The sequence below is a fragment of the Ornithinimicrobium sediminis genome, from assembly GCF_021272345.1.
GTDB lineage: Bacteria > Actinomycetota > Actinomycetes > Actinomycetales > Dermatophilaceae > Ornithinicoccus > Ornithinicoccus sediminis_B.
Genome location: NZ_JAJSDQ010000001.1, coordinates 675,250 through 700,134, shown reverse-complemented (window position 1 = coordinate 700,134; position 24,885 = coordinate 675,250). Strand labels below are relative to the sequence as shown.

The 24,885-nt window shown below is 72.8% G+C and carries 22 protein-coding genes and 1 pseudogene; 19 read left to right on the top strand and 4 right to left on the bottom strand.

Going from position 1 to position 24,885, the window contains the following annotated elements:
* Positions 1-148 precede the first annotated feature (148 nt).
* Positions 149-2,113, bottom strand: a complete 1,965-nt coding sequence (gene acs, locus LVO85_RS03215; RefSeq protein WP_232745943.1) for an acetate--CoA ligase — start codon at positions 2,111-2,113, stop codon at positions 149-151.
* Between the two features lie 87 nt (positions 2,114-2,200).
* Between acs and LVO85_RS03210 the strand changes: the two genes are divergently transcribed.
* Positions 2,201-3,088 carry a Fic family protein gene (locus LVO85_RS03210; RefSeq protein ID WP_232745942.1) on the top strand — a complete coding sequence of 296 codons (888 nt, stop codon included), beginning with the start codon at positions 2,201-2,203 and terminating at the stop codon, positions 3,086-3,088.
* Positions 3,089-3,537: 449 nt separating this feature from the next.
* Here LVO85_RS03210 and LVO85_RS03205 read toward each other — a convergent pair whose 3' ends face one another.
* The gene (locus LVO85_RS03205; RefSeq protein WP_232745941.1) at positions 3,538-4,332 is read right to left on the bottom strand and encodes a CPBP family intramembrane glutamic endopeptidase; all 795 of its coding nucleotides are present in this window, start codon (positions 4,330-4,332) and stop codon (positions 3,538-3,540) included.
* Between the two features lie 139 nt (positions 4,333-4,471).
* On the opposite strand from LVO85_RS03205, the gene LVO85_RS03200 reads away from it, so the two are divergent.
* The 16 genes and pseudogenes from LVO85_RS03200 (at position 4,472) to LVO85_RS03130 (ending at position 18,472) form a co-directional block, all read left to right on the top strand.
* Complete coding sequence (locus tag LVO85_RS03200; RefSeq protein WP_232745940.1) at positions 4,472-5,608, top strand: TadA family conjugal transfer-associated ATPase; 1,137 nt, start codon at positions 4,472-4,474, stop codon at positions 5,606-5,608.
* On the top strand, positions 5,605-6,294 hold the full coding sequence (locus LVO85_RS03195; protein WP_232745939.1) for a type II secretion system F family protein: 690 nt from the start codon (positions 5,605-5,607) through the stop codon (positions 6,292-6,294). Before LVO85_RS03200 ends, LVO85_RS03195 begins: the two co-directional genes overlap by 4 nt.
* On the top strand, positions 6,291-6,833 hold the full coding sequence (locus tag LVO85_RS03190; RefSeq protein ID WP_232745938.1) for a type II secretion system F family protein: 543 nt from the start codon (positions 6,291-6,293) through the stop codon (positions 6,831-6,833). Before LVO85_RS03195 ends, LVO85_RS03190 begins: the two co-directional genes overlap by 4 nt.
* Before the next feature lie 98 nt (positions 6,834-6,931).
* Positions 6,932-8,770 (top strand): hypothetical protein, encoded by a 1,839-nt coding sequence (locus LVO85_RS03185; protein ID WP_232745937.1) that lies wholly within the window; start codon positions 6,932-6,934, stop codon positions 8,768-8,770.
* Between the two features lie 120 nt (positions 8,771-8,890).
* Entirely contained in the window at positions 8,891-9,592 is a 702-nt protein-coding gene (locus LVO85_RS03180; RefSeq protein ID WP_232745936.1) for a Crp/Fnr family transcriptional regulator, read from the top strand.
* Positions 9,593-9,624: 32 nt separating this feature from the next.
* Entirely contained in the window at positions 9,625-11,055 is a 1,431-nt protein-coding gene (locus LVO85_RS03175; protein ID WP_232745935.1) for an FAD-binding oxidoreductase, read from the top strand.
* Between the two features lie 196 nt (positions 11,056-11,251).
* Positions 11,252-11,494 (top strand): hypothetical protein, encoded by a 243-nt coding sequence (locus LVO85_RS03170; RefSeq protein ID WP_232745934.1) that lies wholly within the window; start codon positions 11,252-11,254, stop codon positions 11,492-11,494.
* A 2-nt stretch (positions 11,495-11,496) separates the two neighbouring features.
* Complete coding sequence (locus LVO85_RS03165) at positions 11,497-12,996, top strand: phosphatase PAP2 family protein (protein WP_232745933.1); 1,500 nt, start codon at positions 11,497-11,499, stop codon at positions 12,994-12,996.
* On the top strand, positions 12,993-14,042 hold the full coding sequence (locus tag LVO85_RS03160; RefSeq protein WP_232745932.1) for an alpha/beta fold hydrolase: 1,050 nt from the start codon (positions 12,993-12,995) through the stop codon (positions 14,040-14,042). The genes LVO85_RS03165 and LVO85_RS03160 overlap by 4 nt, the downstream gene beginning before the upstream one ends.
* Positions 14,039-14,380 (top strand): annotated as a pseudogene (locus LVO85_RS17160) (hypothetical protein); the annotation flags it as partial. The gene LVO85_RS03160 and the pseudogene LVO85_RS17160, both read left to right, overlap by 4 nt.
* A gap of 40 nt (positions 14,381-14,420) precedes the next feature.
* Positions 14,421-14,921 carry a hypothetical protein gene (locus tag LVO85_RS03155; protein ID WP_232745931.1) on the top strand — a complete coding sequence of 167 codons (501 nt, stop codon included), beginning with the start codon at positions 14,421-14,423 and terminating at the stop codon, positions 14,919-14,921.
* Between the two features lie 160 nt (positions 14,922-15,081).
* Positions 15,082-15,882: a formate/nitrite transporter family protein gene (locus LVO85_RS03150; RefSeq protein WP_232745930.1), complete on the top strand. Its 801-nt coding sequence runs from the start codon at positions 15,082-15,084 to the stop codon at positions 15,880-15,882.
* 309 nt (positions 15,883-16,191) lie between these two features.
* Positions 16,192-16,389: a DUF4244 domain-containing protein gene (locus LVO85_RS03145; protein ID WP_232745929.1), complete on the top strand. Its 198-nt coding sequence runs from the start codon at positions 16,192-16,194 to the stop codon at positions 16,387-16,389.
* A 26-nt stretch (positions 16,390-16,415) separates the two neighbouring features.
* Entirely contained in the window at positions 16,416-16,742 is a 327-nt protein-coding gene (locus tag LVO85_RS03140; RefSeq protein ID WP_232745928.1) for a TadE family type IV pilus minor pilin, read from the top strand.
* A complete protein-coding gene (locus LVO85_RS03135; protein ID WP_232745927.1) occupies positions 16,739-17,146 on the top strand; it encodes an Rv3654c family TadE-like protein in 408 nt (135 codons plus the stop codon). The genes LVO85_RS03140 and LVO85_RS03135 overlap by 4 nt, the downstream gene beginning before the upstream one ends.
* A 24-nt stretch (positions 17,147-17,170) precedes the next feature.
* Positions 17,171-18,472 carry an acyltransferase family protein gene (locus LVO85_RS03130; protein WP_232745926.1) on the top strand — a complete coding sequence of 434 codons (1,302 nt, stop codon included), beginning with the start codon at positions 17,171-17,173 and terminating at the stop codon, positions 18,470-18,472.
* Here LVO85_RS03130 and LVO85_RS03125 read toward each other — a convergent pair.
* Positions 18,445-19,014 (bottom strand): hypothetical protein, encoded by a 570-nt coding sequence (locus LVO85_RS03125; protein WP_232745925.1) that lies wholly within the window; start codon positions 19,012-19,014, stop codon positions 18,445-18,447. The genes LVO85_RS03130 and LVO85_RS03125 overlap by 28 nt on opposite strands.
* Positions 19,015-19,071: 57 nt before the next feature.
* The gene (locus LVO85_RS03120; protein ID WP_232745924.1) at positions 19,072-21,387 is read right to left on the bottom strand and encodes a DEAD/DEAH box helicase; all 2,316 of its coding nucleotides are present in this window, start codon (positions 21,385-21,387) and stop codon (positions 19,072-19,074) included.
* Between the two features lie 116 nt (positions 21,388-21,503).
* Between LVO85_RS03120 and LVO85_RS03115 the strand changes: the two genes are divergently transcribed.
* Positions 21,504-23,822, top strand: coding sequence for a sodium-translocating pyrophosphatase (locus tag LVO85_RS03115; RefSeq protein ID WP_232745923.1), 2,319 nt, complete (start codon positions 21,504-21,506; stop codon positions 23,820-23,822).
* A 117-nt stretch (positions 23,823-23,939) separates the two neighbouring features.
* On the top strand, positions 23,940-24,866 hold the full coding sequence (locus tag LVO85_RS03110) for a hypothetical protein (RefSeq protein ID WP_232745922.1): 927 nt from the start codon (positions 23,940-23,942) through the stop codon (positions 24,864-24,866).
* Positions 24,867-24,885 lie beyond the last annotated feature (19 nt).

The window sequence follows — 24,885 nt, the reverse complement described above, 5'->3', positions numbered from 1 at the left end:
GCCGGTGGGCGTGCACCTGGTGGTGCGGCTCCGCGTCGACACCTCCATGATGCATCCTCGCGGGTCAGGCGAGCAGTCCTCGTGGGCAAAGATTTGGCAAAACTTCACTCCTTAAGCACGCTGCCCTCCGGGGCTCCCGGGTGACGGCTCAGCTCTGCGCCATACCCGCCTTGATCGTGTCCATCACGCTCGAGTCGGCCAGCGTCGTGACGTCGCCGACGTCGCGCTGCTCCGCCACGTCGCGCAGCAGCCGGCGCATGATCTTGCCCGAGCGTGTCTTGGGCAGCTCGGCGACGATGAGGATCTGCCGCGGCTTGGCGATCGGACCGATCTGCGTGGACACATGGGTGCGCAGCTCCTGCACCAGCTCGCGGCCCTCACCGGGCTCGTCGGCCTCCTCCACGGCCTCCGAGCGCAGGATCACGAAGGCACAGACGGCCTGGCCGGTCATCGCGTCGGTCGCGCCCACCACGGCTGCCTCCGCGACCTTGGGGTGGGACACCAGCGCCGACTCGATCTCGGTGGTGGACAGCCGGTGGCCCGACACGTTCATCACGTCGTCCACCCGGCCGAGCACCCAGATGTTGCCGTCCGTGTCCTTCTTGGCGCCGTCACCGGCGAAGTACCGGCCCTCGTAGCGCGACCAGTACGTCTCCCAGTACCGCTCCGGGTCGCCCCAGATGCCGCGCAGCATCGCCGGCCAGGGCTCGGTGACCACCAGGTAGCCTCCCGAGCCGTCCGGGACGGACTCGCCGGCCTCGTCGATGACGTCGACCGAGATCCCGGGCACGGCCAGCTGGGCCGAGCCGGGCCGGGTGGCGGTGACCCCGGGCAGCGGGCTGACCATGATCGCGCCGGTCTCGGTCTGCCACCAGGTGTCGACGATGGGGCACCGCCCGCCGCCGATGACCTCGCTGTACCAGACCCACGCCTCGGGGTTGATCGGCTCACCGACCGAGCCCAGCAGGCGCAGCGAGGAGAGGTCGAACCGGGCCGGGATCTCCTTGCCCCACTTCATGCAGGCGCGGATGGCGGTGGGCGCGGTGTAGAAGATGGTGACGCCGTGCTGCTGCACGATCTCCCACCAGCGGCCCTGGTGCGGCGTGTCCGGGGTGCCCTCGTACATCACCTGGGTGGCCCCGAGCGCCATCGGCCCGTAGACGATGTAGGTGTGCCCGGTGACCCAGCCGACGTCGGCCGTGCACCAGTAGACGTCGGTCTCCGGATGGATGTCGTGGACGTACCTGCTGGTGAACGCTGCCTGGGTGAGGTAGCCGCCGGTGGTGTGGAAGATGCCCTTGGGCTTCCCGGTGGTGCCGGAGGTGTAGAGGATGAACAAGGGGTGCTCGGCGTCGAACGCCTGTGCCTCGTGCTGGGCCGGGGCCTCCGCCAGGGCGACGTGCCACCAGACGTCACGCTCGGTCCAGTGCGTGTCCTGCCCTGTCCGGCGCACGACGAGCACGTGCTCCACCGTGCTGTCGCCGTCGACCGCGGCGTCCACGGCAGGCTTGAGCGCGGACGGTCTGCCCCGCCGGTAGCCCCCGTCGGCGGTGATGACGACCTTGGCCTCCGCGTCCGCGATGCGGGCTCTCAGAGCGTCGGAGGAGAACCCGCCGAAGACGACCGAGTGCGGGGCGCCGATGCGGGCGCAGGCCAGCATCGCGACGGCCGCCTCGGGGATCATCGGCAGGTAGACCGCCACCCGGTCCCCGGCCTGGACCCCTAGGGCGAGAAGGGCGTTCGCGGCTCGCTGCACCTCGTCGTGGAGCTCGGCGTAGGTAATGTCCCGCGTGTCGCCGGGCTCGCCGACGAAGTGCAGGGCCACCCGGTCGCCGTGGCCGGCCTCCACGTGCCGGTCCACCGCGTTGACGCACGCGTTGAGCTCACCGCCCACGAACCACTTCGCGAACGGGGCGCCGCTCCAGTCGAGCGTCTGCGTGAAGTCGGTGTCCCAGTGCAGCAGCTCGCGGGCCTGCTCGGCCCAGAAGCCGAGACGGTCCTGTTGTGCACGGTCGTAGAGCGCACGGGTGCCGTTGGCCTGCGCGGCGAACTCCTCGCTCGGTGGGAAGGTCCGCTCCTCGTGGAGCAGGTTGGACAGCGTTTCCTCGGTCACAGTGCCTCCTGAGCGACGTCGGTCGGAGTTCTCACTCAACCTACTCGCCGCCGTTTCGGCAACGGCAGTGCACGTAGGCTGCCGGGCGTGACGGACATCTCCCGGCCCCGTGGCGCCACGGCGCCGGACCCGGTGGCGGCGCTGCTCGACCTTCCGGGGGTGGCCGACGCGGTCGCCTCCGCCAGGGACGCGTGCACCCGGCTGCGGTGGCACCAGGCGCTGCGCCGGCGGATCCCGGAGGCGGCAGCGGAGTCCCGGGTGCGGGGTGCGACGGCGAGCGCGCTGCTGGAGGGGGCCGAGGTGGCGGGCTCCCAGGGGAGCGTGCGCGTGGTGCGCGACCTCGTGCGGGGGGCCCAGGAGTGGCCGGTCGAGCCGGACCCCGTATGGCGCACGCTGCGCTGTGCGGTGCAGGTGACCGCGGCCACCGAGCACGTCGGTGCGGCGCAGCTGGCTGCTCCGGCGCAGGTGCTGGCCCACCTGCACGTGGCTGCTGCCTCCCTGGTGCTGCCGGCCGGCCAGGTGGGCCGGCCACGTGGCGCGGGCGAGGAGTGCGCGGAGTGGGTCGAGCTGGGGCCGCCGCCGGAGCCGGTGGACCTGGCGGGCCGGCTGGCCGGGCTGGCCGAGCTGCTGGGCGGAGTGCCGCAGGGCCGCGCGCCGGCGCTGCTCGTGGCCTCCCTGGTGCACGCCGAGGTCGTCGCCGCCCGCCCGTTCGTCCAGGGCAACGGGCTGGTGGCCCGGGCGCTGGAGCGGGTCGTGCTGCGGGCGGGCGGGCTGGACCCCACCGGCGTGGCCGTCCCCGAGGCCGGGCACGCCGAGAAGGTGGGCGCGGACTACCGGGGTGCGCTCACGGCATACGTGTCCGGAGGGCCGGAGGGGGTGCGGCTGTGGCTGCTCCACTGCGCCGAGGCGGCGGAGACAGCGGCCGCCCACGGCATCGCGGTCGCCGACGCCGTGCTCGCAGGTCGCACCGTCTGACCTGCGGCGATGCGGGTTGTCCTTGTCTTTGCGTCGCCGCGGGTGTATCAAGGGGGAGAGGTTTTCGCCCGTCGGAAACCTCCGGCGGTGACGGCCTGAGGACCCACGCGCGGGCAGTCCACTGATGGACCGGTCTGGCTGGGCTTGACCCATCCCGACGGCTAGAGATGCACGCTCTGTTCCCTCGGACGCCATCGCCGCGAAGACGCCTCGCTGGACGAGGCGTCTTCGCGCGTGGCACGCATCCTGAGGACCTCCGGCAAACCCCCGGGGGCGTGCTTGCAGTTGGCCCACCCGACGTGCATACTTGATCGCACAGCGCTCCCCTTCGGGGTTGAGCGCGGGCGTTCGGGGCCACCCCCCAGGCTTCGAGCGTCGACGGCCCCGGCTACCCCCCCAGCCGGGGCCGTCCCCTTGCCACCTCCAGGTCGGTCGGGCAGCCGGCCAGGTCAGTCCAGCCGGGTCGCGACAGCCCCGAAGAGCACGCCCAGCCCGTTGGTCGCCCAGTGCAGCCCGACCGGTGCCCAGAGGCTGCCGGTGCGCCGGCGCAGCTCGGCGAAGACCAGCCCACCGAGCGTGGTGAGGACCACCGTGCCGAGCACGATCCCGACCCGGGCCGCGGGCTCGTCGCCGAGCGTCGCGACGGCCTGGTTGGCCGTGGAGTCGAGCGCAGGGAGCACGTGCCAGAGCCCGAACAGCCCTGACGTCGCGGCCATCACCTGCCAGGCGGGTGCGTGCCGGGCCAGGAAGGCCCACAGCACGGAGCGGAAGGCGACCTCCTCGAACAGCACCGTCCCCAGCGGGATGACGACCAGGGCCGTGGCGAGTGCCTCCAGCGCGGACCCCTGGTAGCGGGTGTCGACGAACGCCGTCCGGGTGGCGGGCAGCAGCACACCGACGAGGTACACGCCCCCCACGACGGCGGCTGCGCCTGCGCCCCAGAGCGCTCCGCGGGCCAGGGTGCTGCGGGAGAGGCCGAGCTCGTCCCAGGACAGCCCCGACCATCGCGCGAAGGCCAGCAGGGCGACCGCCGCCGGCGGGCCGAGCCACAGCATGTCCCAGCCGAGCGCGTGCCGCCCCAAGGGCACGAGCACGAGCGCGCCGACCACTGTGGCGGTGGCCCAGCCTGGGCGCAGCCTTCCGGGCAGGGCCGGACCGGGGTCCGCAGGAGCGCCCAGGCCCTCGAGGCGACGGCGCAGGGCCGGGACGAGACCGCCCACCGTGCCGCGGTGCCGGTGCGTCACGCCGACCCTCCCTCTGCTGGGTGCCCTCAGGATAGTGCGTGGGGGGTCGCATGCACAGGGTCGACGCGGGGTGGTCGCGGCACCTGCGACCTGTGGACGACACGCTCCGTCCGCCCACGCCTGCCTACCGTCACACTGCATGAGCCAGGTCGACCCGCTCCTGCACGCCGAGATCCTCCGCGGCAACCTGCCCACCCCGCACCGGGTGGGCAGACTGGCCCGGGCCAGGGCGGACGCCCCGGAGGCCGACCCGGGGGTGGCCCGGCAGGACCTGCACCGCGCCGTGCTCGGGCTGGGGCCGTTGGAGGACCTGGTCGCCGACCCCCGTGTCACGGACGTGCTCGTGAACGGCGCCGGGAGCGTCTATGTCGACCGCGGCCGGGGCCTGGAGGCAGCGGCGGTCGAGATCCGGGACGAGCCGTCGCTGCGCCGCCTCGCCGTGCGGCTGTCGGGGCTGGCGGGGCAGCGGCTCGACGATGCGGCGCCCTATGTCGACGGTGTGCTGCCCGGTGGCGTGCGGCTGCACGCGATCCTGCCGCCCCTGGTCGAGGGGGCAGCGCACATCAGCCTGCGGGTCCCGCGCAGGCAGGTGCCCAGCCTGGAGGACCTGCAGGAGTGGCGGATGCTGGACCCGACGACCGCCGGCCTGCTGCGTGCCGTGGTCGGTCACCGGGTGGCCTTCGTGATCGGCGGCGGCACCGGCAGCGGCAAGACGACCCTGCTGGGCGCCATGCTGGCCGTGGTGCCGCCGCAGGAACGCATCGTCGTCGTCGAGGACACCCGCGAGCTGCGGGTGGACCATCCGCACGTGGTGCACCTGCAGGCGCGGGGGCGCAACGTCGAGGGGCGCGGCGAGGTCACCCTGACGACGCTGGTGCGCCAGTCGCTGCGGATGCGTCCCGACCGGCTGGTCCTGGGGGAGGTCAGAGGCGCGGAGGTCCGCGAGCTCCTGGCCGCGATGAACACCGGCCACGAGGGCGGGTGCGGCACCCTGCACGCCAACTCCGCCGCCGACGTGGTCGCCCGGTTCGAGGCTCTCGGGGCGCTGGCGGGGCTCGACGGGCCGGCCGTGCACACCCAGGTCGCCTCGGCGGTGCGGGTGGTCGTCCATGTCGGCCGCCGGTGCGGGGTCCGCAGGGTCGAGGAGATCGCGGTGCTCGAGCGGTCGGGCGCCGCGGCCGAGGTGCACACGGCGCTGCGGGCACAGGGCGAGGGGTGGCACCGCGGCCCCGGCTGGCCGCTGCTGCGGCAGCTGACCGAGGGTGAGGCGCGGTGACGGCGGCGGCGGTGCTGGTCGTGGTCGCGCTCCTCCTGCGGCCGGGCGGACCGGCGATGTCGCTGACGGCTGTGCGTGGTCGCCGGGCACTGGACCGGGGGAGCACGTGGGCGGCGCGCCGCCTGCGCCGGGGCGGGGGCGGGACGGACACCCGTGTCGTCGAGCTGCTGGACGACCTCGGAGCGGCGCTGCGGGCGGGCCTCACGCCGGCCGAGGCACTGCGGGCCTGTCTGGTGGTCGACCGGGACGGATGGCGCTCCACGGTCCTCGGCCCGGTGCTGGGAGCCGCTGAGCAGGGCCGTCCGGCCGGCGCGGTCTGGGAGCGGGTGGCCCGACACGAGCAGCATCCCGAGATCGCGGCGCTGGCCCGGGCCTGGGGCCTCAGCGAGCGTCTGGGGTGCCCCCTCGCCGAGGCGGTGTGCTCCACGGCGGCGTCGTCCCGGGCGCGCACCCAGCTGCGTCAGCGGCTCGACACCGCGACCGCGGGTGCCCGTGCGACATCCACCCTGCTGAGCGTCCTGCCCGTGCTGGGGGCGCTGGCTGCTCTCACCCTGGGGCTGGGGCCGGACCAGCTGTACGGCACCCTCCTCGGGGCGCTCTCGCTGGGCAGCGGGCTCGTCATGCTGCTGGTGGGGCGGTGGCTGGTGGCACGGATGATGCGCGGCGTGGTGCGGGAGATCGCGTGAGCGCGGCCCTGGCACTCACGCTCGCGGTCCTGCTCTGGCCCCGGAGCCGTCCGTGGCGGGTGGCCGGCGCAGCGAGTGGCCGCCGAGACCGTCGTCCGGGCCACGCGCTCGAGGCGGGCGTGCCCGAGTCGCTCGAGCTGCTCGCCCTGGCCATGGACGGAGGCACCGACCTGCAGGGAGCCCTACGGCAGGTCGCCCGGGCCGTGGGCGGCCCGCTGGGCAGACAGCTGCTCACCGTGGCAGCGGGCGTGGCCTGGGGGCTGGACGACGACGAGGCGTGGGAGCTGGTGCCGGCGCACTGGGACCCGGCGCGCCGTGCGCTGGGGCTGGCGGGGCGGGCCGGTGTGCCTCCGGCAGGGCTGCTGGCCTCCGCCGCGGCAGACCTGCGGCGAGACACCCTGGCCGGGGTCGAGACCGCCACGGCACGTCTCTCCGTCCGCCTGGTCGTGCCTCTGGGGCTGGCCTTCCTCCCGGCGTTCGTGCTCACCACCGTGCTGCCGGTCGTGCTCGCGCTGGCCTCCGAGCTGGTCGCGTGGTGACCGGTCGGTCGGAGTGACCCGCCGAGATGGCCCTCGGTCGCGACCTCACGGACGAGCGCGGTTAGCCTGGGGAACGTCCACGAGCTCGGGAGCACACCATGTCAGACCGCCTGTCCTTCGGCGACGTCCCACGACGAGGCCCTCGGCGCCGGGGCGTGGCGGCCACCGCCATGCTGGCGTTGCTGCTCGTCGCGTGCTCGCCCGGCTCGGACGGGGACGACGTCGAGGGAAGTGACGGTGCCCGTGGCACCGACGGCTCCTCCGTCGACCCCGACGCCCTCGTGGCGACGGTCTCCACGGCCCAGGAGGGCACGGTGGTGCTCGACGGTGGTGACCCCGGCACCCTGGGTGCCGCCACGAGCGCCCACTTCTTCGCCCAGGCCCCCGTTGTCGTGCTCACCTCCGCCGAGGAGCAGCTGCGGGCGGCGTCGGCCGCGGTGGCCCTGGGCGTCCCCGTGCTGGTGGACGGTCCCGGGACGTCCGACGAGCTGGCCCGGCTGGGCACCGAGGTGGCCCTCGTCGTCGGTGCCGTGCAGGACCCAGGCATCGACGTGGTCGTGCCCGCCGACGACGCGGAGCTCGCCTCCCTCGTCGCAGGTGAGGCCGAGCGCAGCGCCGTGGGACCGGACGACCAGGTGCAGCAGGTCGCCGACCTGGACCAGGCCTCGCCTGTCATCCTCGTGCCGGACGGGTCGAGCGGCACAGGAGACGACGGCACCGGAGACGACGACGCGACGACGGCCGCCCCGGCACCCAGCGACGCGGACGGCTCCACCGAGCCACCCGGCGACGGGTCCACGGGGGAGGAGGCCGACCGTGCCGGGAGCACCGCCGGGCCGCAGACCCCGGCACCCCTGGAGTCCGACCGGGACGAGCTGCCCCAGACCGCGCCCCCGCCACCGCTCGACGGCGCCCTCGTCCTGTCGACCGGGGACCCCGCACAGACCTCCGCCGTCGGGACGGCCCGGGCCGCCGGGGCACAGGTGCTCGTCCTGCCCGAGGGTGACCCGGGTGCCACGTCGGAGTCCTTGGCCGCCTTCGCCGACGCCGGCTCGGACGTGACGAGCCTGGTGGGACTGGGTGCGGAGTTCGGCGACCCCGACTCGCTGGACTGGCGCGCACGTGCGGCGGCCACGGGTGTCGAGCTGCCCGGAGGCGGTCTGACGGCGCTGCCGGGCAAGACCTACGTGGCGCTCTACGGCACCCCGAGCACCGGCGCGCTCGGCGTGCTCGGCGAGCAGCCGATCGAGCAGACGATCACGCGGGCCCAGGAGCACGCGTCCTGGTACGAGTCCCTGACCGACCAGCCCGTGGTGCCCACGCTGGAGATCATCGCCACCGTCGCCGCCCAGGAGGCTGGTCCTGACGGCAACTACTCCAACGAGCTGCCGGTCGAGCAGCTGCGGCCGCTGGTGGAGCTGGCCGCGGAGAAGGACGTCTACGTCGTCCTCGACCTGCAGCCGGGGCGCACCGACTTCCTCACGCAGGCACAGATCTACGAGGAGCTGCTGCGGCTGCCGCACGTGGGGCTCGCGCTCGACCCGGAGTGGCGCCTGGGCCCCGACGAGAGGCACATGGTGCGGATCGGCTCGGTCGACGTCGAGGAGGTCAACCAGGTCGTCGACTGGATGGCCGGGCTGGTGCAGGAGCACGACCTGCCGCAGAAGATCCTGGTCCTGCACCAGTTCCAGATCCGGATGATCCCGGGTGCCGACGACGTGGACCGGTCCCGTCCCGAGGTCGCCGTCCTCATCCACGCCGACGGGCAGGGACCCCACGGAAGCAAGATGGACACCTGGCGGGCCCTGCAGAACCACGCGCCGAACGTGGAGCACTGGGGCTGGAAGAACTTCTACGACGAGGACGTCCCCGGGCCGTTCACCCCCGAGGCCACGATGCAGGTCGAGCCCACCCCCGACTTCATCTCCTACCAGTAGGACCGTGCGGCCGGGGTGCACCCTCGGTCCACTCGCTCGTTGCGGGAAGGCGGACTACCAGCGTGGACCCCGGGTCCGGCCTCGGAGCTCCTCGGCAGATGGCACCCGTAGGGTCGGACTGTGGATCCTGACGTGCTGACGGCTGTGGGCAGGTCTCACCTGCGCGTGCTGCCGACGGAGGTGCTGGACCGGCTGCTCGCCGGCGCGGTCCGGACCAAGGTCCCGGCCGGCTCAGTCACCCACCGCGAGGGTGAGCCTGCTCCGCACCTGGAGCTCATGGTAACTGGTGTGGTCAGGGTCTTCGTGACCGCACCCGATGGGCGCACCATGACGGTTCGCTACTGCCGGCCGGGTGCGCTCGTCGGGTCTGTGTCCTTGTTCTCGGACCGGTTCGTCATGCCGGCCTCGGTGCAGGCGGTGGTCGACGCCGAGCTGCTCAGGATGAACGCCGCTGTCGCTCGGCGGGCCGCTGCCCACGACGTTCGCGTGGCCAACGCATTCCTCGTCGAGCTCAGCGAACGGGTCGTGAGCTTCGTCGAAGAGATCCCCGGCAGCGCTTTCGCAACCGTGCGTGAGCGGGTGGCCCGGCATCTGCTCGACCTTGCTGCCCAGCAGGACCCAGGGCGCGATCCGGGAGACGAGATCGAGGTCCGGGTCACCCAGCGGGAGGTGGCCGATGCCGTGGGGACGGTGCGTGAGGTCGTGGTCCGCGTGTTGAGGGAGCTGCGACGGGAGGGCGTGGTGAGGACCGAGCGCGACCAGATCGTCATCGTGGATCCGCACCGCCTGGTTCCTGCGCCGGGGTGGAACCTAGGTCCCTGACGCGCGTCCCGTGCGGGCACAGAATCGACGTCATGACAACCGAGCCCAGGGCAACGAAGCGGCTTCCCGTCGACGTGAGCGACGCCGACGAGCTCGCTGCGACTCTTCGCGGCGAGCTCGTCCGGCCAGGGGGGCCCCGCTACGAACAGCACCGCCGGGTGTGGAACGGCTCCATCGACCGCCACCCCGCGCTCATCGCTCGCTGTGCGGGCGTCGCCGATGTCAGGCGGTCGATCCGGCACGCCCGCGACCATGCCCTGGCTGTCGCGGTGCGTGGTGGTGGCCACAGCTTTGCGGGTCACTCGGTCTGTGACGACGGCATGGTGATCGACCTCTCTCCCATGAAGAGCCTGCGGCTGGACCCCCTTGCTCGCAGAGCCCACGTCCAGGCCGGGGTCCTTCTGGGCGAGCTGGACAGCGAGGCCCAAGGGCTGGGGCTCGCTGTCCCCTCGGGGATCGTCAGCCACACCGGCGTCGCCGGACTCACGCTTGGCGGCGGCCTCGGCTGGCTGCAGCGCAAGCACGGGCTGACCGTGGACAACGTGCTCTCGGTCGAGCTCCTCACCGCGGACGGCGAGCTCGTCAGGGCCAGCGGCTCGCACCATGGCGAGCTGTTCTGGGGCCTGCGCGGCGGCGGTGGCAACTTCGGCGTCGCGACCGAGTTCGAGTTCCGGCTACACCCGGTCGGGCCCGAGGTGTACGCGGGACCGGTCTTCTGGGCGATGGAGGACGCCCCAGAGGTCCTGCGCTTCTACCGCGACTGGATCGCCGAGTCCCCGGACGAGCTGACGACGATCGTCGTGCAGCGCCGGGCAGCGGATCTCCCGGGCATGCCGCGCGAGATGGTCGGTCGCCATGTCATCGCGGTCACCGCCTGCTATGCCGGTGCCATGAAGGAGGGCGAACGTGTCCTGCACCCGCTGAAGACCTACGGCAGGCCGGTGCTGGACCTGTGCGGGCCGAAGCCGTACCTCGTCCACCAGTCGATGTTCGACCCCGCCTTTCCCCACGGGTGGTGGTACTACTTCCGCTCCTGCGACGTCGATGAGCTCACGGACGACGTGATCGACGTCATGGCCGAGCACGGGCGACGGATCGTCTCACCCGTCACGAGCGTCGCCTTGTGGCAGATGGGCGGGACGCTGGCCCGTGTCGACGAGGGCGCCACGGCGTTCAGCGGCCGCGGCGCCGGCTTCACCTTCAACATCAACGGCAACAGCAAGGGTCCTGACGGCTTCGACGCCGAACGCCGGTGGGCCCGGGACTACTGGTCAGCGCTAGCGCCGCACCACTCCGGTGTCTACGTCAACTTCTTGATGGACGAAGGGCAGGACCGCGTGCGCCAGGCCTACGGTCCGGCGAAGTTCGAGCGGCTACGTGCGCTCAAGCGGCGGTACGACCCCGACAACGTCTTCCGGCTCAACCAGAACATCCAGCCCTCCCCGACGGAGACCACAGCCTGACACCTCGGTCTCGAGAGCACCGCACCGTTCCCGCCCCAGACACGTGCACCCGTGAGAAGCACGCCGGTCCGGTGGTGCTGACCCCTGGCCTCCCACTCAGCCATCTTCGGGCTCGTGGCCTAGCATCGCCGCAGGGACGCGTTCTCTCGCCACGACGCGGCACACAGTCCGACCGACGCGCGCAGGAGGGTTTGTCATGGGCACGTCCCGGGGTCGCGCTCATGGCGAGCCCAAGAAGCCTGGCGGCGACCTGTTGTGGCTGTGGCTTCTCCTGGGGGCGCTGGCCCTGGTGATCCTTGCGTATGTGGTGGACGGAGCGTTCCGCGACGACGAGCAGGACGCCGATCGGTTCGAGACCGCACAGCCGGCCGAGATCGTCGCGGGTCCGCCCCGGTCGTCCCCTGTGTGCCTGGAGCGGAACGCTGGCGGGAAGGCGTGACGGTGAGCGATCAGCACGACCGGTCCGGTGCGGCACGGTTCGCGGGCAGGAGCCTGCTCGGGCTGGGAGCGGTGCTGGTGGCCGGTCTCGTCTTCGCCGGCGTCCTCATCCTGGTGATGTCCGCGTGGCCGCCCCTGCGCGACGTCGATGTCGGCGTCGTGGACAGTCTGAACGCAGCGGTGAGCGAGCGCCCATGGGCGGTCACGGCGTTGCAGCTCGTCACCGACCTGGGCGGTGCTGAGGCGGCCTGGATCCTGTTGCCGGTCGCCGTGGTGTGGCTGCTCATCCGTCGCCTGCCACGGCTGGCCGCCTACGTGGCCGTCACCGGGCTCGGCGCAGCGGTGCTCAACACCGGGGTCAAGGCACTGGTGGACCGCGCCCGGCCGGTCGTGGACACGCCGCTGCTCGAGACCCCCGCTGCGGGCTTCCCGAGTGGACACGCGATGGGCTCGACCATCACCTACGGGGTGCTTCTGCTCGTCTTCCTGCCGGTCGTTCCGGTGCGTCTGCGCAGGTCGGTGACCGCTGGGGCGGTGGTGCTGGTCGCGGCGATCGGGCTGACCCGCATCGCCCTGGGGGTTCACTACCCCTCCGACGTGTTCGCGGGGTGGCTCCTGGGCATGCTGTGGCTGACGGTGACTGCCGTGGCCTTTCGCAGCTGGCGCCAGGAGGAGGGGCTGGGCGAGCGGCCGGCACGGGAGCGGCCGGCACGGGAGGGGCTGGCCCCTGAGGACCGGGCGGCCCTGGAGCCGGCCCCGGCCCATGAGGCGCCGTTGCCTGCCGGGTGGGTCGCGGTCGCCGTCCTGGTCACTGCGGGGGTGATGATCTGGGGTGCCTTCGTCGGGCTGGGCCTGCTGATGACCGATGTCCTTGCTCCGGTGCGCCAGGTCGACATGGCGGTGATCGAGTGGTTCGCACAGGTGCGCACCCAGACGCTGACGCCGGTCGTGGTCGCGGTCAGCCACCTCGGCAGCACCATCGGCATCGTGCTGGCCCTGCTCGTCGCGGTCCCCCTCGCCCTGGGTCTGACCCGGCGGTGGGGACCGCCGCTGTTCCTGGTCGTCGTGACGGTCGGCGAGACGGCGCTGTTCCTGGCGATCTCCACCGTCGTCGGGCGGCAGCGGCCCGAGGTGGACCCGCTGTCGGCCGCGCTGCCTCCGACCTCGTCCTTCCCCTCAGGGCACGTCGCGGCGGCGTTCGCCACCTACGGTGGCATCGCGTTGCTCGTGCTCGCCTGGACCCGCGGCAGACTGGCCTACCTGGTGCTCGTCGTGGCGGTGCTCGCGGTGGTGGGTGTGGCCCTGGCACGGGTCTACCGCGGGGTGCACTACCCCTCGGACACCCTGGCCAGCCTGCTGTTCACCGCAGCCTGGCTCGCCGCCTGCTGGTGGGCGTTCCGCCCTGGGCGCGGCTCACCCTCGGCGCAGGACCACGCCGGACCGGACACGGACCAGGGGGCGCGGACACCGTCACCTGCCTCAGCCGTGAGGAGCGAGCGGTGAGGTCAGCCGGTCCAGCCTCGGGGGCGGCGCTCTCCGTCCTGGGCGCCGCGGCGGCGGCGGTGTGGGCCCGGCGCGGATGGACCCGACGGTTGGCACGTCTCACGAACGGCGTCGGGCCGGGGGTGGTGACCGACGACGGCGTGCTCCTGCATACCCGGGTCGAGGGCTCCGGCGACGCGCCGGTGACCGTTGTCTTCGTCCATGGCTTCGCTGTCCGCTCCGAGGAGTTCGACGCTCAACGTCGGGCGCTGGGCTCTGGAGCCCGAGTCGTGCTCTTCGACCATCGCGGTCACGGTCGCAGCGGGTGGGCAGGCCGACGCCCCGCCGCCATCGACCGGCTGGCGTGCGACCTCGGTCAGGTGGTCGACCAGGCCACCGGGACCGGCCCGGTGGTCATCGTCGGGCACTCGATGGGGGGCATGGCCACGATCGCCCTGGCCGAGCAGCGACCCGAGCTGTTCGGCAGCAAGGTGGTGGGGGTGGCCCTGATCTCAGCCTCCGCGGGCCACCTCGCCTCGCTGGCCCTCCCCCCGACGGCGGCCCACATCGCCCTGCGCAGTGGACTGGCGCACGCACTGCTGTGGGGTATGTGGCTGGTTGCGCCGGTGGTCGATGCGGTCGCGCCGTTGCGCAGGTCATGGGGTCTGCGGTGGCTTGACCGGCGGCTGTTCGGGTCGGACCAGGCGTCCGGGGACACCGTCCGCACGGTCCAGGACATGTGGGTGCGCACGCCCCAGTCGATGGTGGCCGCCTTCTTCTTCGCGATGACGTTCTTCGAGTCCACTGAGGCTCTGGAGGTGCTGGGCAGGGTTCCCACGCTCGTACTCTCCGGTGCCGACGATGCGACCATCCCCGCCCGGCGCGCCGAGCTGATCGCCCAGGGGATCGGGGACAGTGCCTGTCTTGTGCTTGTGCCGGGAGCCGGTCACATGGTGAACATGACCTACCCAGGGGTGGTCAACGCGGCACTGCGGGCCCTGCTGGACCGCGTCCTGTCGTCTCGCTGCGAGGACGGCGATGGAGCCGAGGCCGAGGAGCACCGATGAGACATGTCCTGAAGCATGCGGCCGTGGCGTTGACGGCCTTCCTGGTCCTGCTCGTCGCCTACGAAGTGCTCGTGGAGCCACGCCTGGTCCTGCACGAGCGACGCTACACAGCGTCGTTGCCTCACCTCGGCCAGGAGTGGGAGGGCGCGGAGATCGCGGTGTTCTCCGACCTGCAGGTAGGGATGTGGTGGGCCAACACCGGCATGGTCGAACGGGTGACCGACCGGGTGGTGGAGGCCGACCCCGATGCCGTCCTCATCGCCGGGGACTTCCTCTACACCCACGACCCCGGTGCCCCGGTGCAGATCGACACGGTGCTGGACGTGCTCGACCCGCTGCTCGAGACCGACATCCCGGTCTTTGCGGTGCTGGGCAACCATGACCACGAGGTCGGTGCTGCCGAGGAGCTCACCGACGCGCTGGAGCGCCGGTGTGACGGTGCTGCGCAACGAGGCGGTGCCTCTGCCCGGTCCGGACGGGACCGCCGCCGAGGCACAGCTCCATCTGGTCGGTGTGGGCCCCGCCCGGCCCGGGCTGGCCGACGTCGAGCGTGCACTGCAGAACGTCCCCGAGGACGCCGCCCGGATCGTGCTCATGCACAACCCGACGACCTTCCCGGACTTTCCCGAGGGGACTGCCCCCCTCGCCGTGGCAGGACACACCCACTGCGGACAGGTCTCCCTGCCCGGCACGCCGGACTGGTCCTACCTGGGGCTCACCGAGAAGGAGGCCATGGTCGCCGACGGGTTCGCCCCTCAGGGGTACGGCTCTGCGGGCAACCAGCTCTTCGTGACCTGCGGCATCGGCTTCAGCCTGGCGCCGATGCGCATCGGCGCACCACCACAGGTCGTCATCTTCGAGCTCATGGGGGAGCTGTGAGCCGGGGCGGTCCGACGACGGCGGACCGTGCCGCCGTCCTGACGGCCATCGGGCAGACCGGTGCAGCGGTTGAGCCGAACGGAAGCACGCGCACCGCGCCCGCCCGACGGGCCGAGCGGCGAGGATGTCCCTGCCCCTCTCCGACCGGAGGTGTCACCCCATGAACAGCGCGCTGCCCCACCCGCCGGCCCTGGATCCTCAGGAGATCTACGAGCGCGCCGAGGCGGAGGGGGAACGCCGTCTGTCGATGACGCTGCAGGACCAGGCGATGACGGGCTTCATCGCCGGTGTCACGGTCGTCTTCGGGATCGTCGCGCTCGGTGTGGTGGAGGCGCTCGTCGAGCCGAGCCTCGGGGCCGAGGTCGCGAAGCTGGCCGGTGCCCTCGCCTTTGCGATCGGCCTCGTGTTCCTCATCGTGGGGCGCACCGAGCTGTTCAGCGAGAACTTCTTCGATCCGGTCGCCGCCGCGGTCAAGGAAGGAGGTGCCGGGGCGTGGGCACGGCTGGCCCGTCTCTGGGTCACCATCCTGGTGCTCAACCTCGTGGGTGGTGCCGTCCTGCTGGCCGTCGTGAGCATCGACGGCGCCCTGCCGGACGGTGCACCGCAGGCGCTGGTGGTCGCCGCCGAGGAGATCGCAGCCAAGACATGGGTGGCGACGCTGGCCAGGTCGGTGCTGGCCGGGGCGTTGGTCGCGTTGCTCTCCTACATGCTGAACGCAGTCGACACGGTGGTCGCCCGCATCATCGTGGCCTACATGGTCGGGTTCCTCCTCGCCCTCGGACCCTTCGACCACGTCGTGGTCTCCGCACTGCACCTGCTGTTCGGCGTCTGGGCGTCCTCCGCCGTCGGCTACGCCGACCTGGGCGTCAACCTCGCACTGGCCACGGTCGGCAACATTGCCGGCGGGTTGCTGTTGATCACGCTCACGCACACCGCGCAGGTCCAGAGCGAACGAGGATGAGGCGCCGGTGGGCCGGCCTCCCCGCATGCGGTCGAGCCAAGGTCAGCGCAGGACGTCAGAGCGCCGCTCACGTGTGACGAGGCGCGGGTCAACGGGCCGAAGCACTGCTGCGCAGGCCGGTCGAGGCACGCGTCAGCGTGGGCTGCTCTCGTTTCGTCCACACCAGGCACCGGCTCCCGGGGGCGTCCACAGTCGGTGCCGGGGTGCTCCTCCTCCCGGTGCGCTCGGGACAGCCTGCTGGTGGCGGGTGGTCGCACCTGCTCTCCGGTGCAACGGCTCCGGGGACGACGGAGTGGGAGGAGCAGGATCATGAGGGTTCGACGGTGGGCTCACCTGGTGGGCGAGTGGGGGCGCAGGCCCGAGGCGGGCATGACGACGGCCGAGTATGCGGTGGGCACGCTCGCGGCGTGCGCGTTCGCGGCCGTGCTGCTGGCAGTGGTGAAGTCGGGTGGCATCTCGACGCTGGTCACGGAGGTCATCACGATGTCCCTGTCGGTCGGTCTCTGATGGCGCGCGGGCCCCGTGAGTCGGGGATGGCGACCGCCGAGCTGGCGCTCGTGGTCCCCGTCGTGCTCCTGGTGCTCGCGATGTGCCTGACCGGTCTGGGCCTGGCCGTCGACCAGGTCCGCTGCGCCGATGCGGCGCGCGTGGCTGCGCGTGCCGCATCGCGCGGCGAGCCGGAGCAGGAGGTGCGTCGACTGGCCGGCGCGGGAGCACCCGAGGGGTCGCGCGTCACGCTGCGCACGGGGCGCCAGGAGGTGACGGTGACGGTGACCGCGCCGCCACGCCTCGGGCTGCCGGGGATGCCCCGGGCACAGGCCGGCGCCACCGCACCCCGTGAGCCGGTGCTCGCGCCGTGAGCGGGACAGGCTCCGACCGTGGTGCGGCCTCGGTGCTGGGGCTGGCGCTGGTCGCGGTGCTGGTGACCGTGCTGCTCGCCGGGCTCATGGTGGGCGCTGCGCTGACCGCCGGGCAGCGGGCCCGCACTGCCGCCGACCTCGGCACCGTGGCCGGCGGGCAGGAGCTGCTGCGCGGCGCACCCGAGCACCGGGTGTGTGCGCGGGTCGCCGCGCTCGCCACGGCCAACGGGGCCCAGCTGGTCGCCTGCGAGCTGCTCGAGGCAGGCCCTGCGGGCGCCGGCGGTGTCGGGGGCGCCGAGGTCGGTCCGCGGGTGTGGGCCAAGGTGCGGGTCGCCACCGGAGTGCCGGTCGTGCCCTGGGCCCATGGCACGGCGGTGGCAGGTCTGGTGCCCCTGTCTCCGTGACGGTCCGGGCGACATACTGGACCGATGGCATCGGTCCGTGACCGCGTCGTCGACCTCGTCCGCGCCGCGAGCATCCTGGTCGTGGTGCTGGGGCACTGGACCATGGGTGCCCTGACCCAGGACGCCACGGGCGCGGTGTCGGTCCGCAACGTCCTGGAGGTCTCGCCGCTGCTGCAGGCTGCGACCTGGCTGTTCCAGGTCATGCCGCTGTTCTTCTTCGCCGCGGGCTTCGCCAACGCCACCTCGCTGTGGCACGGTCGGTCGCTGAGGCTCTTCCTGTCCGGGCGGATCGACCGGGTGCTGCGCCCGGTGCTGCCGTTCCTCGTGGTCTGGCTGGTGCTGGCACAGGTGCTGGTGTGGGCCGGGGTGCCGCACCGCCTCGTCGTGACGGCGGGGGCCAACGCGGCGATGGTGCTCTGGTTCCTCGCCGTCTACCTGCTGCTGGCTCTGGTCGCACCGGCTCAGGTCGAGGTGCACCGGCGCCATCCGTGGGCTCTCGTGCTGCTGCTCCCTCCCGTGGCGCTGGCGCTCGACCAGCTCCAGGGCACGCCCTGGGCAGGGGTCGGGCTGCTCAACTACGTGGTCGTCTTCGCCTTCTGCCAGCAGCTCGGCATCCTCTACGCCGACGGGCGGCTGCTGCGGTGGCCGCCGCGCGCGTGGTGGGCCGGAGTGGCCCTGGCTCTGCTGCTGCTCGTCGTCGCCACCGGGCCCGGCCCCTACCCGGTCAGCATGATCGGGCTGCCGGGCCAGGAGATGTCCAACATGCTGCCTCCCAGCGTGTGCGTGGTGCTGGTCGCGGTCCTGCAGGTCTCACTGGTGATGCTGCTCCGGTCACACCTGCTCCGGTGGCTCCAGCAGGCCTGGCTGTGGAAGGCCACCGTCGCGGTCAACCTGTCGGTCCTGACCGTCTTCCTGTGGCACCTGACCGCCTTCGTCACGGTGGCGGGCGTGGCCCTGGCCCTGGAGGTGCCCCTGCCCGAGCCGGGCTCGCTGCTGTGGTGGGGGCACAAGCTGGTGTGGGTGCTGGCCTGCGCGGCCGTGACCGTGCTGCTGGTGCTGCTCCTGCGGGGAGCCGAGCGCACGCAGCGGGTCGAGGTGGCCGGACGTTGGGCCGTGGCGGCGACCGTCCTGGCGGTGGTGGGCCTGGCCATGGTGGCCGCGGCAGGTTTCGCCGACCCTTTCAGCAGCGGAGGTGTCACCCTGGCGGGGCAGCAGTTCGCCGCGGCTCCCGGAGCCGTCCTGGTGGCGGCAGGCTGGCTCCTGAGCCGACGTCCGACGGTCAGCCGGCCGGCGGTGGCTCAGGTGCCGGGCGGCGGCGGGGCCTGACCGGGCCGGTCCTGCAGGCCGTCCCGGTCACCGTCCGAGGGAGCGTTGCCGGGGTCCCGGGTGCCGGCGCCTCGGGTGTCGGCGCTCCGGTCACCGCTGCGGGGGGCGGGGGCGCTGCCGGCCGGACGGCTCAGCGGAGCGGTGTCCTGCGTGCTCGGCCGGTGCTGCCGCGACGAGGTGGTGCCGTCCTGGGTGGCAGGCTCCGACGGCCGGGAGGACGTGGCCGCTCCGCTCGGGGTGCGGGAGCCGGAGTCGGGGGATGTGCGCGCGTCCGCCGGTTCGCTGGTGGCGACCTCCTTGCGCAGGCGCTTGATCTCCGAGCGCTTGGCGCGCTGCCGCTTCAGGCCGGCCGACAGCACCACGGCACCCAGGGACAGCAGCAGGATGGTCCCTGCACCGACGCCGAAGAGCTGGAAGGGCGTGAGCTCCGCGGTGAAGATGCCCCAGTCGATCTCCATCGCCGGCAGCCCGGCGGTGGCGAACCACACGTAGACCACCACGACGACCGCGATGAGGACGAGGATGAGACCGAGGGCGACCATGCCTGCCACCTTCCCTTCTGTCGGTGCGCGCCCCGACGACGAGGTGCCCTGTCGAGACTAGTCGAGGTCGCCGGACGGCGGCACCCCGGAGAGCAGGTGCCGCAGGGCTCGCACCGCGCCCTGCTTGTCGAGGGGCTCGTTGCCGTTGCCGCACTTGGGCGACTGCACGCAGCCCGGACACCCCGTCGCGCACTCGCAGTCCTCGACCGTCTGGAGGGTCGCCCTCAGCCAGGCGCGGGCACGGTCGTGCCCGCGCCGGGCGAACCCGGCCCCGCCCGGGTAGCCGTCGTAGACCATGACGGTCGGCAGCCCGGTGTCCGGGTGACATGCGGTCGACACCCCGCCGATGTCCCAACGGTCGCAGATGGCCACGATCGGCAGCAGCCCGATCGAGGCGTGCTCGGCGGCGTGCAGCGCCCCCGGCACGTCGGCCTCGCCGACGCCGGCCAGGGCCAGCTCCTCCTCGGGCAGGGTCCACCAGACCGCCTGGGTGCGCAGCGTGCGGGACGGCAGGTCCAGTGGGTGCTCGCCGATGACCTCGCCGCCGGGCAGACGCCTCAGGAACGAGGTGACCCGCGTCGTCACCTCCACCCGGCCCGCCGAGAGCACCGCGGGGCCCCACTGCGTCGTCCGGTCGGTGCCCACGATGCTGAACTCGCTCACCGAGCGTGCCTGCGTGCTCCAGCCCGGGTCTCCGGCGACCACGAAGGCGCTGTCGTCCTCGAGGTCGAGCTGGGTGACGACATACGGCTGCCCCTGGTGGACGTAGACCGCGCCCGTGTGCACCGCCGAGTGAGCCCTCGCACCGTCGACGGTGCCCAGCACCCGGCCGGTGCGGGTCTCCACGATGCGCACGGCCGCCCCGGCCGTCCGCAGGCTCACATGGTCGCTCGCGCGGTCGGACCGGGCCCAGAACCAGCCGGCCGGCCGGCGGCGCAGGACACCGCCGGTGACGAGGGCGTCGGCCAGGGCAGGCAGGTCGGGGCCGAACCACCGCACGTCCTCGCTCGTCAGCGGCAGCTCGGCCGCGGCGGCGGCCAGGTGCGGGGTGAGGACGTAGGGGTTGTCCGGGTCGAGCACGCTGGCCTCGACCGGTGCCTCGAAGATCCGCTCGGGGTGGTGCACGAGGTAGCTGTCCAGCGGGTCGTCCCCCGCGACCAGCACGGCCAGCGACTCCCCGCCCGTCCGCCCGGCCCGCCCCGACTGCTGCCAGAAGGAGGCACGGGTCCCGGGCCACCCCGCCAGCACGACGGCGTCCAGCCCCGCGATGTCGATGCCCAGCTCGAGCGCCGTCGTCGCCGCCAGCCCGAGCAGGGACCGGTCGCGCAGCCGCTCCTCCAGCCGGCGCCGCTCCTCGGGCAGGTAGCCCCCGCGGTAGGCGGCGACCGCGTCGCGCAGGTCGGGGCGCAGCTCGCCCAGGTGCCGGCGGGCCGCCTGCGCGACGACCTCGACCCCCGCCCGCGACCGTGCGAAGACGACGGTCTGCACGTCGGCGGAGGTGAGGTCGGCCAGCAGGTCTGCGCTCTCGGCGACGGCGCTGCGCCGGGTGCCGTCCTCTCCCAGCGGCGGCTCCCACAGGGCGAACGTGGCGGCGGCCCGGGGAGAGGCGTCGTCGGTGACGGCGACCACGGGTCGGCCCACCAGGGTGGTCGCGTGCTGCGCCGGGTCGGCGACCGTCGCCGAGGCCAGCACGACGGTGGGGAACGAGCCGTACCGTGCTGCGACGCGCAGCAGCCGCCGCAGCACCGCCGACACGTGGGCCCCGAACACCCCGCGGTAGACGTGGCACTCGTCGACGACGACGTAGCGCAGGGCGCGCAGGAACGGTGCCCAGTGCTGGTGCCCCGGCAGCAGGGAGTGGTGCACCAGGTCGGGGTTGGTCAGCACGTAGTGGGCGTGCTCGCGGACCCAGCGGCGCTCGTCCGTCGGGGTGTCACCGTCGTAGGCCGCGACCCGCACCCCGGGCACGGCCAGGGCGTCCAGCCGCGCCTCCTGGTCGGCGGCCAGCGCCTTGGTGGGGGAGAGGTAGAGCGCGGTGGCGCCGCGACCGGAGGCCGCCTCCCGGCCGTCGACCAGCGCGGTGAGGACAGGGAGCAGGTAGCCCAGGGACTTGCCCGAGGCGGTGCCGGTGGCGCACACCACGTGGGTGCCGGCCCGCGCCAGCTCGGCGACGTCGCGCTGGTGCGTCCAGAGGTGCTCGATCCCCGCCCCGAGGCAGGCCGCCTGCACCGGCGGCGCGACCCAGGCGGGCCAGGGCACGGTGCGGGCCTGCCGCGGTGGCACCGTCCGGACGTGCAGCAGACGCCCGCCCCGGTCGCCGCGCCCCAGGTGGGCGAGAGCGCGGGCGGGCACGAAGCGGTCGGTCGGAGACATCGTCGCCACGGTATGCCGAGGCCTGGGTGACGGTGCCGGTGCCCTGGTCTACTGTGAGCCGCACACAACGGTCACCCACGTCGCGCGACGCTGCGCGACGCTGCACGGAGGTAGCAATGACACCGATCGTCATGCAGGACGTCGAGCTGGGGGTGGGGGGCACGTCCATCGTGGTCGTCGTCCTCCTCATCTCCCTGGCAGCCCTGGTGATGGGTCTGCGGTTCCGCAAGGAGGTGCTGGCCACCTCTCCGGGGACGGCCGGCATGCAGGAGATCGGTGCGGCCGTCCAGGAGGGTGCGCAGGCCTACCTGCGCCGCCAGTTCTCCACCCTGGGTGTCTTCGTCGTCATCGCCTTCTTCCTGCTGCTCGCGCTGCCGGCCGACGACACCTTCGTGCGCGTCGGACGCTCGGTGTTCTTCGTGCTGGGTGCGGTCTTCTCGGCGACCATCGGCTACCTGGGGATGAGCCTGGCGACCGCGGCCAACATGCGGGTCGCCGAGGCGGCCCGGACCTCCGGCCGTGACCTGGGCATGCGGATCGCCTTCCGCACCGGCGGCACGGTGGGCATGGCCACGGTGGGCCTGGGTCTGCTGGGCGCCGCGCTGGTCGTCCTCGTCTACCAGGGCGACGCGCCGAAGGTGCTGGAGGGCTTCGGCTTCGGCGCCGCGCTGCTGGCGATGTTCATGCGGGTCGGCGGCGGCATCTTCACCAAGGCCGCCGACGTCGGTGCAGACCTCGTGGGCAAGATCGAGGCCGGCATCCCCGAGGACGACCCGCGCAACGCCGCCACCATCGCCGACAACGTGGGTGACAACGTCGGCGACTGCGCCGGCATGGCCGCCGACCTCTTCGAGTCGTATGCCGTGACGCTCGTCGCGGCCCTCATCCTGGGCACGGCGGCGCTGGGCTCGGTCGGTCTCACCTTCCCGCTCATCATCCCGGCGATCGGTGCGCTCACCGCGATCCTCGGGGTGTTCGTCACCAAGGCGCGGCCCGGGGAGAACGGGCTCACCGCCATCAACCGCGGGTTCTACCTCTCCGCCATCACCGCCGCCGTCGCCTCGGTCATCGCGGCGATGATCTTCCTGCCCTGGAGCATGGAGGGCATCACCTCCTCCGACCTGGCGATCTTCGGTGTCACGCAGACCCCCGACCTGAACCCGGCCATCCGGGGTGCCGGGGCGGTCATCATCGGCATCGTGCTCGCCGCCTTCATCCTCTGGCTGACCGGCTACTTCACGGGCACGGACTCCAAGCCCACCAAGGACGTCGCACGCACCTCGCTGACCGGTGCGGCCACCGTCGTGCTCTCGGGCATCGGGGTGGGCCTGGAGTCGGCGGTCTACACCGCGGTGACGATCGCCGGGGCGATCTACCTGCTGTTCACCCTCGGCGGCGGCTCGCTGATCCTGTCGCTGTTCTTCGTCGCGCTGGCCGGCTGCGGCCTGCTGACCACGGTCGGGGTCATCGTGGCGATGGACACCTTCGGCCCGGTCTCCGACAACGCCCAGGGCATCGCCGAGATGTCCGGCGACGTCGACGGCGAGGGCGCACAGATCCTCACCGAGCTCGACGCCGTCGGCAACACCACGAAGGCCATCACCAAGGGCATCGCGATCGCCACGGCAGTCCTGGCCGCCACCGCCCTGTTCGGTGCGTACTGGGACTCCGTCAGCACCTCCCTGGAGGAGCTGGCCGGTGGCAGCGCCGAGGCCAGCGACTCGCTCTACCAGTCGTTCCTGGTCTTCGACCCGCGCGCGCTGGTCGGCATCCTCATCGGCGGCTCGGTGGTCTTCCTCTTCTCCGGGCTGGCGATCAACGCCGTGACGAGGGCGGCCGGCGCGATCGTGTTCGAGGTGCGACGCCAGTTCCGCGAGATGCCCGGCATCATGAACTACACGCAGAAGCCCGAGTACGCCAAGGTCGTGGACATCTGCACCAAGGACTCGCTGCGCGAGCTCGCCACGCCCGGGCTGCTGGCCATCTTCGCCCCGATCGCCGTGGGCTTCGCGCTCGGCGTGGGTGCCCTCGCGGGCTACCTCGCCGGCGCCATCGGCACCGGTGTGCTCATGGCCGTCTTCCTGGCCAACTCGGGCGGGGCCTGGGACAACGCCAAGAAGATCGTCGAGGACGGCCACCACGGCGGCAAGGGCAGCGACGCGCACGCCGCCACGGTCATCGGCGACACGGTGGGCGACCCGTTCAAGGACACCGCGGGCCCGGCCATCAACCCGCTGATCAAGGTGATGAACCTGGTGGCCCTCCTGATCGCGCCGGCCATCGTCACGATGTCGGTGGGAGACGGCGCCAACGACGTGCTCCGCTGGAGCATCGCGGGCGTGTCGACCCTGGTCATCGTCGTCGCCGTCTGGGTCAGCAAGCGACGCGACCTCGCCATCGCCGAGGCACCCGCCACGCCCTCGACCTCGGCGTGAGGCAGCCGGGGCACACGCCCGCGGTGCCGCGACGCCCGCGGAGGCGGCAGCGGCCCCCGCGGTGGCCCTCGGTTGGATAGTCTGCTGCTGGGCACACGAGCACGCGGGGAGGTTGCCATGGTCATGGTCAGCCAGGGTGACGCGACGTCGTCACGGGCCGCGGACCTGCTCCGCCGTCTGCTCGCCGAGGACGAGGAGTACCGCAGCCGCTGGCAGCACTACGTCCGCCGGTCCAGCCCCGGGCCCCTGCACCAGGGGGCGGTCTCGCAGGTGCTCGCGGACTACCTGACGGACATCGGCGCCATGCCGGCCGAGCAGCAGTCGCTCCCGCGCAGCCTCAAGGACACGGTGGGCCGTGCCCTGTCCGGACGTCTGACCCCGCAGTCGCTGGAGTGGTTCATCGCGGCCTTCGAGATCTCCGCGGCCCATCGCGACCTGCTCTGGCGCCGGTTCGCCGAGGACCAGCCGGAGGCCGCGCGGGTCGCGGACGAGCCCGCACCGGGCAGGGCTCCGGCGCCGGAGACGGCATACCGCACCGTCGCCCTCGACGAGCTGCACGTGGTCGGTGCGGACGGGGTGCCGCACACCCACCGCAGCGTCCAGGTGATCCGGGCGCTGGAGCCGATGACGCGCTACAGCTACCGCTTCGACACCTCGGCGGTCGCGATCGACGTCGTGCGCGGCGGCCGTCCCGGCCAGGTCTACGCCACCGACATCCCGGGCGTCTGGGCGGTCGACATCCACCTGCACGACACGGTCCCCGCCGGCCAGACGGCGGTGCTGGAGTACCGCACCACCTTCCGCTACCAGGACTCGCCACCCCCGGAGTTCCGACGCGGCCTCGCCCGCACGACGGGAGCGGTGACGCTGCAGGTGCAGTTCCACCCCGCCAAGGTGCCGGCGCAGGTCTGGTTCGGCACCTGGGAGGCGCTGGACGCTCCACCGGCCGGCCTGACACCGCAGCAGGTCGGCCCCGACCATGCGGTCCACTGGTTCGGCGAGGACGTGCACCACGCGCTGGTCGGTTTCACCTGGCAGTGGTGAGCGCGGCTAGCCTCGCCAC